The sequence below is a fragment of the Lutibacter sp. genome (genome assembly GCF_013041805.1).
Classification (GTDB): domain Bacteria; phylum Bacteroidota; class Bacteroidia; order Flavobacteriales; family Flavobacteriaceae; genus Lutibacter.
Genome location: NZ_JABDRI010000044.1, coordinates 1 through 12,664 on the forward strand (window position 1 = coordinate 1; position 12,664 = coordinate 12,664).

The following is a 12,664-nucleotide window of genomic DNA, read 5'->3' on the forward strand; positions in this document are numbered from 1 at the left end:
AAGAAGGTTTTGGTAGTTGTTCTAATACAGGTGCATGTGCTATGGTTTGCCCTCAAGAAATACAATTGCTAGACATTACACGTATGAATTTTGAATACAACAGATCTAAATGCTTGTCTAAATAATATGTTTAAGCTTTTTATTTAACAAAAAACAACCATCACTTGATGGTTGTTTTTTGTTTTAGTGTAACAATTGCACCATTGAAAAAGAGACTATTTTATCAAAACTTTAACATATCTTGCAATTCAATTTTATAATTTTAAAAATTATTCAAAAATCATACCTAATGAAGAAACTAATCTTACTAACACTTTTCATCTCATCTCTTGCATTTTCTCAGCAATTAGATTTAGAAAAATTTAAAAATTTAAAACCTCGATCCATTGGACCTGCCGGAATGAGCGGGAGAGTAACAGCAATTGATGTGGTTACCAATGAACCCGATATTATTTATGCGGGAACCGCTTCAGGTGGTTTATGGAAATCTGAAAGTGGTGGTATTGATTGGAAACCAATTTTTGACGATCAAGCTGTCGCATCAATTGGTGCTGTTGCAATTCAACAAAGCAATCCTGATGTTATTTGGGCTGGATCTGGAGAAGGAAATCCTAGAAATAGCTTAACGGGTGGTTATGGCCTATATAAAAGCTTAGATGCCGGGAAAACTTGGAAATTGATGGGGCTAGAAAAAACTAGAAATATTCATAAAATTATTATTGATAAAGACAATCCAAACACAGTATATGTTGGAGCGATAGGTTCTCCTTGGGGTGAACACGCAGAACGTGGACTTTATAAAACAACTGATGGTGGAAAAACTTGGGAACAATCATTGTTTGTAAACAATAGAACAGGTGTTGCTGATTTAGTAGTTGACCCATCAAATCCAAACAAGTTAATTGTTGCAATGTGGGAACATCAGCGTAAACCATGGACCTTTAAATCAGGTGGCGGAGGTTCTGGAATGTATATCACATATGATGGTGGCGAAAATTGGAAAAAACTAACTGATAAAGATGGCCTTCCAAAAGGAAATTTAGGGAGAATTGGCTTAGCTATTGCACCAAGCAATCCAAAATTTGTATATGCCCTTGTTGAAGCTAAAAAAAATGCTCTATACAAATCCGAAGATGGAGGAATCACTTGGAAGATGGTTAATGATAAATCAAGTGGAAGAGGTCCTGACGGAATTGGAAATAGACCGTTTTATTATTCTGATATCTATGTTGATCCAATTAATGAAAACAGAATCTATTCCGTATTTACGTATGTGAATGTGAGTGAAGATGGAGGTAAATCCTTCAAACAATTAATGCCTGCCTATGGAACTTCAAAAGGTGTTCATCCTGATCATCATGCTTGGTGGATTCACCCAACAGATCCAAATTACATGATTGATGGTAATGATGGTGGTTTAAATATTACAAGAGATAGAGGTAAAACATGGCGTTTTGTAGAAAATTTACCTTTAGCACAATTTTATCATATCAACGTAGATATGGAATTTCCTTACAATGTTTATGGTGGTTTACAAGATAATGGCTCTTGGATTGGGCCAGCTTATGTATTAAAAGATCAAGGAATACGCAACTCTTATTGGCAAGAATTAATGTTTGGTGATGGATTTGACGTAATTCCAGATCCTAAAAATTCTAGATATGGATATGGGATGTCTCAACAAGGAAATGTAGGTCGCTATGATAGAAAAACAGGGAATTCAAAAGGTATAAGACCAACGCATCCGAATCCTGACGTAAAACTTCGTTTTAATTGGAACTCAGCAATTGCAATGAATCCTTTTGATAATGAAACTATTTATTTCGGAAGTCAGTTTGTTCACAAATCAACAAACAAAGGTTTTACTTGGGAAATTATTTCACCAGATTTAACAACAAATAATAAAGAAAAGCAAAAACAACACGAAAGTGGTGGTATTACCATGGATGCCACTGGTGCGGAAAATCATTGTACCATTTTAGCAATTGAACCAAGCTCAATTGATGAAAACTTGATGTGGGTTGGAACCGATGATGGAAATGTTCAAATAACGCTTGACGGAGGTTCAACCTGGGAAAATGTGACTCCAAATATAAAAGGAATGCCAAAAGAAGCTTGGATTCCTCAAATTAGAGCTTCAAAATTCAACAAAGGAGAAGCATATGTAGTAGTCAATAATTATCGTCAGTTTGATTTTAAACCTTATTTATTTAGGACGAAAGATTATGGTAAAACTTGGGTTAATTTACTCGAAAACAAGTCAGAAACTTTTGGCTATACCCTTTCAGTAATTCAAGATTTAGAAGAGCCTAACTTATTATTTTTAGGTACTGAATATGGTTTGCATGTGAGTATAGATGAAGGAGAAACTTGGACAAAATATACCAATGATTTTCCAACGGTTTCTACCATGGATTTAGCAATTCATCCTCGTGAACACGATTTAATTATAGGTACTTTTGGGCGTGCTGTTTATGTTTTAGATGATATTAGACCTTTTAGAGCTTTAGCAAAAGAAGGTGCTCAAGTATTAAATAAACCACTACATTTATTTACACCTCCTCCTGCATTTATTACACAAACTCAACAACCTTCTGGAACTAGGTTTGGAGCAAATGCAATTTTTAATGGGGAAAATAGAGCAAGAGGCGCTATGATTAGCTATAGTATTCACAAACCTGAGCTAAAAGCATCTGAAGAAATTTCAGTAAAAAATAAAAAGAAATCGAAAAAGGAAGCTTCGAAAATAGCTGAAGTAAAATCCGAAAAACCAGCAGTGAAGTTTGACTCAATATTCTTTGAAGTTTATAACAAAAAAAATGAATTGATTAGGAGTATAAAAAACAAAGCTCCAAAAGAAAATGGTATTCATAGAATGTATTGGGGTATGGAAGAAAAAGGAAAAATAGGTCCATCAAGAAGGATTGTGAAAAATAATTCGAGAGAACCTCGTGGAGTTACTGTTTTACCAGGAACTTATACCATAAAAATTCATTATGGAAATGAAACTGCTACCGAAACCATTGATGTTGCTTATGATCCTAGAGTAGAAATGCCTTTAGAAGTTTTAAAAAGTAAATATGATTTGTTAAAAGAGATAGAAGCGAAATCAGCTGTAGCAGGAGAAGCAACTCAGCACTTATTAACTTCAAAAGAAATTGCAAACGATTATAAAAAGCGAATTAAAGACCAATCTACCATTAAAAATCAAAAAGAGCTCCTTGACTCTCAAGATGAAATTTTAAAAACTATTAATGGTTTATTAGATGATTTGTTAGGAAAAGAGGATAAAAGGCAAGGTATTACGGCGACTGAATTTCCAAGCACTGTTTCTTATTTGTTTTTAGCAAGAAGATATGTGAGTTCTCTTCTTCAAAAACCAGGAGCAACAGAATTAACTTTGGTTAAAAATGCAGACAAAAAAGTAATTGATGTAATCGCTAAAATCAATGAATTTTATAAAACAGATTGGGTAAATTACCAAAAATCAATGGAAAGTTTACACCTTTCTCCCTTTAAAGAAGTTGAAGAACTTAAATATTAAAGGATAAAAAAACGCCCAACTTAAAAATTGGGCGTTTTTTATATTTCTTAGAAGCTTTACTTAATTATAAACTCTTGCTCAGCACTTTGTCTATCCCCAGAAATTTTTATGATATAGTTTCCTTTAGGTAGATAATATTTTTCATTTTTTGCTTGTTTTACCGATATATCATTTTTGAAGAAATAATTAGTAACACGGTCTTCGGTTACTGACAAGTCATAATCAAAATAATTATATCCTTTTACTGCATTGATATTAAAACTCATTAAGTTAGTACTATCTTCAGTTAAAACTTCAACCACATATTTTCCTGAATTCATCACATAGTATGGAATTGTAGCACTTGGCTCGTAAGGTTTAATCCATTTATTCCAAGCGCTACCCCAACGAGAAGAATATTGAATTGAAGGAATTTCAAAAAGAGTAATTGCCTCATTTTTTATCGTATTATAATGTTGCAGTGGAGCAACAGATGCTTTGTAAATTGATCGCCCGTGTGTACCAATCACTAAATCTTTAGCTTCATTTTGAATCACTAAATCATGTACTGCAACTTTTGGTAATCCATTAGAAAATAAATGCCAATTATCGCCTCTATCGAAAGAAACATACACTCCATTATCCGTTCCAACATATAGCATATTTTCATCTTCATTATCTTCTTTTATAACATTTATTGAACTGTTTGGTAAATTGCTCATAATGTTTTTCCAAGTTTTTCCAAAATCTTCACTTACAAAAATATATGGTTTGAAATCATCATTTCTATATCCATTAAGTGTTGCATATACACGCTCTTTTTGGTGTTGGGAAGCAATGACTCTTGACACCCATAAATCTTTCGGTAAATTATCTGAAATCCTTTCCCAAGTTCCTCCTCCATTTTTAGTTATATGTATATACCCATCATCACTTCCAACGTATATGAGTCCAAATTGGAAAGCGCTTTCAGATATAGTGGTCAAAGTCCCATAAGCAACATTTCCTTTTTTTCCCCCAGTTGTTAAATCACCCGAAATCACAACAAAAGTTTCACCTTTATCCATAGATCGTAGTAATTTATTAGCTCCCATATACAAAATATCTTGGTTATGTGGTGATAATAGTATTGGTGTTTGCCAATTATAACGATAAGGTGAATCTCCTAATTCGTGCGTTGGATGAATATCCAAATAATCTTCTGTTTTTAAATTTACTCTGTAATAATAACCAAATTGAGACCCTGAATACATCACATTATGGTCCCTACTGTCAATTTGAACTTGCATTCCATCTCCTCCTCCAATCATTTTATAGGGATATTGTCCGCTATCTTCCCAATTTTTTGAGGCCTTGTAATTACTTGGTCCAAACCAAACACCGTTATCTTGCAAACCACCATAAACATTGTATGGTTTTTGGTTATCAACATTTACCGAATAAAATTGTCCAACCGATTGTGCATTGTTTTTTATCCAATTTTCACCATCATCATACGTAATGTTTAAACCACCATCGTTACCATTTATTAAATGCCCTTCTAATTTTGAATTCACCCATATTGCTTGATGATCTGAATGGACATTCTCTTTTCCAATTGCTTTAAAAGTTTTACCACCATCATCAGATTTTAATAAAGGAACACCTCCTATATAAATTTTGTTTTGATTGGATGTATTTACTCCAATAGTTCCAAAATAATATCCATAAGAACTATATACACCATCCAAATAATCCTTATGCGTTTTCTTCCATGTTTTACCTCCATCTTCAGATTTGTACAATTCCGCTCCAATAACCTCAGAATTTAACAGTACATAATTTGCATCTTCTAAATAGGTTACTAAATCTATAGGTTTTATTTTTCCTTTTTTAACTGACTGCTTTACGTTTTCCGCAGTATATTTTTTAGGGAAATTATTATCTTTCAAAAATGCGTTTAGTTTTTTATCATCCAATTTTAAGAAAGCATCCTGACTCATATCTCTAAAATTATCTTTTATATAACCAATTACTTTTTTCTTTTTTTCTTCTGGTCTTGTAAACTGATTGTCTAATAAGGCGTAAATTATAGTATCATTATATGTGGCTAATCCAATTCTTCCAATACCACTTCCTGTTGGGAAGCCTCTATCTTCAGAGGTGATTTTTGTCCAAGAAGTACCTGCATCTTCACTTTTATAAATTCCCGAATTTTCACCATCACCATCAAAATTCCAAGCTTTTCTTTCACGTTCCCAAGAAGCAGCGTATAAAATATTAGGGTTTGTTGGTGATACACTAATATCAATTACTCCAGTATTTTCATTTATAAATAATACATTCTTCCACGTTTTTCCTCCATCAGTTGTTTTATAAATACCGCGTTCAGCATTTGGAGTATATAAATGTCCAATTACACCAACAACAACCTCGTCTGGGTTATTTTTATTAATAATAATTTTTCCTATATGTTGAGAATCTTCTAAACCAACATGTTGCCAAGAATTCCCTTTGTCAGTGCTTTTTAACATTCCAATTCCAGCATAAGAAGATCTTGAAGAATTGCTTTCTCCTGTTCCTATCCAAATAGTTCCATGCTCCCAATCTACAGCAATAGCACCCATATTTTGAGTTGGAGCATTATCTGCAATAGGAGAAAATGAAGTTCCATTATTATTAGTATACCATAAACCTCCAGATGCATAAGCCGCATAAAATTCAATTGGGTTATTCGGATTTACATCGATAGCTACAATACGTCCGCTCATAATTGAGGGGCCAATATTTGTGAAAGGAACATTTTGAACTATAGAACTTTGAGCGTTTATTATTAACGATAAGAATAACAAACTGAAAAATAAGAATGATTTTTTCATAAAATAAAATTTGAGTTTAGTTGAATTAAATACTTGACATTCACATATTCATTTCATTCAAATTTATTATAATATATTAGGTTAAGCTAGAAATAGCTTTATAAATTTTTCATAAATAAATGTGTTTTGGGAATTTTTTCAAATTCAACTTAACTTGTGTTGTTAGTGAAGCACTAAAAAAGGAGTTTTGAAATAATACTTGATATTTTGCATTTTGGGTCTAAATAATATTTGCTCAAATAAATTTAAATTTTTAGCTGGCATTACTATTAAATCTACACCATTAGTATCTATAATTTTTTCTATTGCTAATTCAAAATTTTCATTTACTTCAACATGAAAACGATGTGGTTGATCTAAAAAATAATCATGCAAGGCCTCTTTATTCCATTGTTGTTCTTTGTCTAATTTATCATTCTTTTTAGCCATATAAACAAAGTTAGTTGTTGCTTTATGAGATTTTACTAAACCGATAGTATTTTGCAATAACTTTCCTTCACTAAAATTTGTATAATCTGTTGGAACAGCAATTTGATTTAATTCTTTAAAGTGAGCTTCAAAAGGAACAACTAAAATAGATGATTTTAACTTTGTAATAATGTCTTCAGCTATTGGACTTATGTTATTTCGTCTTCCCGTATATGATAATCCATTTGTTCCAATTACGACTAAATCAATTTTTTTATCTTTAATTTGGAACCTCGCGGCTTCTATAACATCTCTTTCTTCAATAATTGGAAAAAATTTATGGCTCCCTCTTAAAGGGGATTCAACAATTTTTTTTGTTAATTTATTGAACGCTGCTTTTGTATCTTTTTTGTTTTTAGCTACCGCTAAATTTGAATAATTTTCATTGAAATTTTCATCATAATTATTCTCTCCATTCAATAAATAGAAATTACATCTTTGCTCTTTAAAAAGAGAAAGTGCATACATTATTGAATTCCAAGAGTTGTTTGAAAAATCAGTTAAAATTAAAATATTCTTCATTGCCATTATTATTCATACAAACTTAAACAATGGTGTTTTAAGAATAAATGACATAAGTCAGTGATTTTACGAGGAATTGATTATTTTTTTAGAAGAAAATTAGCAATAATCTAATTAATTGACTCTAATTTATCAAGGTCTAGAATTCTAATGTTTCTTCCTTCTATTTCTAGAATACCTTTCTTTTTAAAATCTGTAAGTGTTCTTATTAAACTTTCAGTAGCAATACCTGCAACTCCTGCTAAATCTCTTCGAGAGATGTTAATACTATTCGAAGGATTATTACCCATTAAATTAGCAAATTTTAGAATAGTTTGTGCGGTTTTTCTTCTCATAGATCCGTAAGCCATTTGTAAAAGCTGCTCTTTAACTTCAGTTAAGTTTTCATTAATTAATTGAAATATTTCTAAAGTTAACTTGTGGTTGTTCTCTAGTATTTTTAATAAGGTATTTTTCGAAACATGAATAATTTCTATGTTTTCCATAGCCATAATAGACTCATAATAATGAGAATTATCAATAATAGCAGACAATCCTAATAAATCATCTCCTTTATGAATATTTAAAATTAATTCTTTGCCAAATTCATCAATTTTAAAGCTTTTAATTTTTCCTTTATAAATTAAATATACATTATTTGAATATTCTCCTTCTTTATAAATTACTTCTCCTTTTTTGTAGTTTTTTGAAACACCATAATCACAGAAATAATTTTTAAGGTCTTCTATATTTTCAATGTCGTTTATAAAATTTTCCTCATCAATAGTTTCTTGAGTAGCAATTTCTTCTTTTAAAAGAGCAAATTTAGCAAGCCTACTACTAATTGCGCTTAGCAATAGTTCTTCACTAACAGGTTTTGTAAGATAATCATCTGCACCTAAATCCATTCCTTTTCTAACGTCTTTTACCTCTGTTTTAGCCGACATAAAAATAAAAGGGATACGTTTGGTTTTTTCATCCTTAGATAGAATATCTAGTAGCTCATACCCATCCATTTCAGGCATCATAATATCACACAATATTAAATCTGGCAACATTATTCTCGCCTGCTCAGCTCCTCTTTTACCATTTGAAGCTGTTACTACTTTATAATTTTCTAACTCTAATATTTCTGCAGTAGTTTCTCTTAAAACTATATCGTCCTCAATAATTAATATTGTTTTCATTGTGATTTTATTAATGGTAATTTTACTGTGAATGTTGTTCCTTTATCTTTTACACTTATAAATTCAATAGAACCTCCTAAGCTTTCCAAATGTCCTTTTACAATATTCAAGCCAATTCCTGTTCCTTCATTTGTCAAAGCATTTTCAGCTCTAAAGTAACGCTCAAATATATGCTTTTGATCTTCGAAAGGAATTCCTATTCCCTGATCTTGAATTTCAAAAATATATTGATTTGATTTTAATTTTATTTTAAAATCAATCGTGGTGTTTTCAGGTGAATATTTAATAGCATTATTCAATAAGTTAGATAGTACCAACTCAATTATTTTCTCATCCTGATAAATAGTTAAATCGTCGATATTTAATGGGTAATTGATACGTTGACCACTTTTTAATAGCATATTTGCGTTATAAACCACCTCATTTACAACTTTACTAAGTTTAAAATTAGTAAGCTTATATTTTACTTTTCCAGATTCAAGTCGCTCAATAGATAAAAAATCATTTAAAATACCATTTAAATAATACACTTTATTTTTTATGGTTAATAAATGTTTATCTCTTTTACTTTGCATTTCAGAGGTTGTATACTTTCCAATTAGCACAGAAGCGTTTAAGATTCCACTTAATGGTGTTTTAAATTCATGAGATACTAACGATAAAAATTTAGTTTTTAATTCGTTTAACTCTTTTTCCTTTTTAAGAGCTCTTTTTAATTTAGATTCGGCTTTTACTCTTTTATCAATTTCACCTTTTAAGTCGGAAACCGTTTTATGAAGCTCAATAGTTCTAGTTGAGATTTTTTCTTCTAATTTAGCATTTAACTCAATTATTTTATCTTCAGATTTTTTTCGATTTGTGATATCAATTAATATTGACATCACAAATTTTTTGCTATGAAGTTCAAAAGGATTTAACCCAACTTCAATTGGAAAAGTATTTCCATTTTTTCGAACCCCAGACAAATCTTTATTTATTCCCATTTGCCTAGCAGAAGACTGCTTGTAAAAAGTATCATAATGCCCTCCTTTCATAGAGTGAGCCTTGTGTACATTTGGAGGAATAAGTATATTTAAGTGTTGCTCATAGAGTTCACCTTTGACATATCCAAACATTTTTTCTGCAGCAGAATTTGCAGCAACAATTATCTGATTTTCATCAACAACAATTACTCCCTCTGAGACTGCTTCATATAATACATTGAAAACAAATTCGCTTTCATGAAATAAGTTGGGCAATAGTATTTTTTTTAGTTATTAGTAATGTCGAAAATAATAAAAATTTAATTACACCTTAAATTTTTAACTAAATTTTTACAAGTGATATTTGAATAAATTTAATACGTTTTGGTCATAGTTGGCGGAACTACAATAATAAAATCAGCTTTCAATTTATTTTCTTTTTCTAGCTTTTTTAAGTTTTCCTGTTCAACTACGCTTACTGTAATTATTTTAATAGTCGGTTGCGCCTGCTTTAAATACCAGTTAATCCCTTCATAATCATCTGAATGGTAAGAGCCATTGTAATGAATAAAAAGATTATTCTCTTTTCTGTTCTTTAAAATAAAATGAGCCATTGTTGCATCCTTAATGGCTTGCGCTTTTGGTAAATTATCACCGCCGTGACCTCCCATCATTTCCTTCATTTTAACATAACCTGGTAATGTTGCATCATACTTAATTGGCAACGGAGCTATCCAAGATTTTTCTTCATTAGAGAGTTTTTCTAAGGCTTCAAAACCACCTCTAAAAACTTCACTTGCATATCTTCTTGGAATATTTGCTGCAACAAATTTTAAATTATTTTCTTTCGCAAAATCAACTATAGGTTTATAATCAGTAGAATGATTGTTCCAGAGCCTTGCAACGGTATCAAATGCTTTTTGATCTATTTCATCAGCTAAATATTGATTTAACTGTTTTTGGTTGTCAGCTTCAATCATTTCAGCCCCTAACATTAAAGCTCTATCCTCACTTAAACCTACTGTAGTTTCGTATTGCAACCAATGAACTATTGGATTATTATGATGTTCACCAAACAAAACAATATCAGCTTTACTCATTTTTTTAAGCATCTTTTTATACGAAACTTTAGCTCCTTTTGCATTATATAATTTATAAGCTGGTTTATTTTGGGATAACAAGACAGTTGAAAATGATACAAAAAATAGAAATACAATTAATTTTTTCATAAATAATTATTGATTTTTTAAGGTTAGGTTATTGGCAAATTTATAACTTTGTTATTAAAATTAATGCTAAATTTAACGATTATGAATTTAGCGAGCCTAAATATAGTTTTTATAGCTATTGTTTTAGGTCTTTCATATCTTATTTTAATAATTTAAATCATTGAACGATGAAGTACCATCCAATTAATAATCAACTTTTTATAAAAAATAGAGCAAAATTTACGTCTCACATGAAACCTAAATCTATCGCAGTCTTTAATTCTAACGATATATTTACAACTGGTTCAGATAGTACGTTGCCTTTTGAACAACACAGTGATATTTTTTATTTAAGTGGTGCCGATCAGGAAGATAGTATTTTATTGCTTTTCCCTGATGCGATTGATGAAAATCATCGTGAAATATTATTTTTAACCGAAACCAGTAAACTTATTGAAATTTGGTATGGTGCAAAATACTCAAAAGAAGAAGCTCAAAATGTTTCAGGAATAAAAACAATTTATTGGCTTTCAGAATTTAATAAAGTATTTTTTGATTTAATGACTGAAGCAGAAACAATTTATTTTAATACAAATGAACATTACCGCCAAGCTGTAGAATTAGAATCTCGTGAAGATCGATTTATAAAAAAATGTAAAGCTGATTTTCCTGCACATAAATGGGAAAAGAGCAATCAAATATTACAAGAAATTCGTGGTGTAAAAGAACCTGAAGAACTCGAAATTATGCAAACTGCCTGTGATTTAACCAACAAAGGGTTTAGAAGAGTTTTGCCTTTTATAAAACCGGGTATTATGGAATATGAAATTGAAGCTGAATTTATGCATGAATTTTTAAGAAATCGCTCAAAAGGTTTTGCATATACCCCAATTATAGCCTCTGGTTATAGCGCTTGTGTTTTGCATTATATAGAAAACAATAAAGAATGTAAAGATGGTGATATGTTATTAATGGATGTTGGTGCAGAATACGCAAATTATTCAAGTGATATGACACGAACAATTCCTGTAAACGGACGTTTTACTGATAGACAAAAAGCTGTTTATAATGCCGTTTTAAGAGTAAAAAATGAAGCAACTAAAATGCTTTCTCCTGGGGTATTGTGGGCAGAATATCAAAAAGAAGTAGGTAAGTTCATGTCTTCAGAATTATTAGGTTTAGGATTAATTGATAAAGCCGATGTTCAAAATGAAGACCCAAATTGGCCTGCGTATAAAAAATACTTTATGCACGGAACATCTCATCATATGGGGTTAGACACCCATGATTATGGTCAACTTAAATTACCTATGAAAGCAAATATGGTTTTTACTGTTGAACCAGGTATTTATATTCCTGAAGAAAATATGGGAATTAGAATTGAAGATGATGTGATTGTTCAAGAAAAAGGCAAACCTTTAAATCTTATGAAAAATATTCCTATTGAAGTTGAGGAAATTGAAGATTTAATGAACTCTTAATAAAACAATAGTTCTGAAAATAAAAAACTCGAAACAATTGTTTCGAGTTTTTTTTCATAGCAAATTCACCCACATTAAATTTATAAGTTTATTAGCCCTTTTATAAACTTAATAAACTTTCTTAAAATTCTCTCAACAAATTTAGAATGCTTTATTGAAATTAAAAAACTATACTGCTCTAGATTTATAAATCTAGACTTAATTAGCGATTATAATCAATAACTTTGTATCTTTATTATAAAATTATAATTAGCCCCAAAATTGATTTTATCATTTTATTCAATTAATAAAAAAACACTACTGCTAATATTTTATCTATTTGGACAGCTAGTTTATACCCAAAACTCTCATCTATTCTATATTCCAGATTCTTTAAAAACAAAAACATTTAAAGAATTAAATGCCTCTTTTGAATATAATATAAATAATTCAAAAGCTACTATTTATGCAGATGCGTATACTGCAAAAGCAAAAAA

Annotated in this window: 8 protein-coding genes; 3 read left to right on the forward strand and 5 right to left on the reverse strand. The window is 30.4% G+C overall.

The window, feature by feature from the left end; genetic code table 11:
• Positions 1-289 precede the first annotated feature (289 nt).
• Positions 290-3,544, forward strand: a complete 3,255-nt coding sequence (locus HKP59_RS06420; protein ID WP_291804659.1) for a hypothetical protein — start codon at positions 290-292, stop codon at positions 3,542-3,544.
• A gap of 56 nt (positions 3,545-3,600) precedes the next feature.
• Here HKP59_RS06420 and HKP59_RS06425 read toward each other — a convergent pair whose 3' ends face one another.
• From HKP59_RS06425 to HKP59_RS06445, 5 genes are all read right to left on the reverse strand, one after another.
• The gene (locus HKP59_RS06425) at positions 3,601-6,381 is read right to left on the reverse strand and encodes a glycosyl hydrolase (protein ID WP_291804661.1); all 2,781 of its coding nucleotides are present in this window, start codon (positions 6,379-6,381) and stop codon (positions 3,601-3,603) included.
• Between the two features lie 162 nt (positions 6,382-6,543).
• Positions 6,544-7,371 (reverse strand): universal stress protein, encoded by an 828-nt coding sequence (locus tag HKP59_RS06430; RefSeq protein WP_291804663.1) that lies wholly within the window; start codon positions 7,369-7,371, stop codon positions 6,544-6,546.
• Positions 7,372-7,481: 110 nt separating this feature from the next.
• A complete protein-coding gene (locus tag HKP59_RS06435; protein ID WP_291804665.1) occupies positions 7,482-8,537 on the reverse strand; it encodes a response regulator in 1,056 nt (351 codons plus the stop codon).
• A complete protein-coding gene (locus tag HKP59_RS06440; RefSeq protein ID WP_291804669.1) occupies positions 8,534-9,775 on the reverse strand; it encodes an ATP-binding protein in 1,242 nt (413 codons plus the stop codon). The genes HKP59_RS06435 and HKP59_RS06440 overlap by 4 nt, the downstream gene beginning before the upstream one ends.
• 98 nt (positions 9,776-9,873) lie before the next feature.
• A complete protein-coding gene (locus HKP59_RS06445) occupies positions 9,874-10,728 on the reverse strand; it encodes a ChaN family lipoprotein (protein WP_291804672.1) in 855 nt (284 codons plus the stop codon).
• Between the two features lie 167 nt (positions 10,729-10,895).
• On the opposite strand from HKP59_RS06445, the gene HKP59_RS06450 reads away from it, so the two are divergent.
• Positions 10,896-12,188, forward strand: a complete 1,293-nt coding sequence (locus HKP59_RS06450) for an aminopeptidase P family protein (protein WP_291804674.1) — start codon at positions 10,896-10,898, stop codon at positions 12,186-12,188.
• Positions 12,189-12,449: 261 nt separating this feature from the next.
• A partial coding sequence (locus HKP59_RS06455) for a hypothetical protein (RefSeq protein ID WP_291804676.1) occupies positions 12,450-12,664 on the forward strand: 215 nt, incomplete at its 3' end.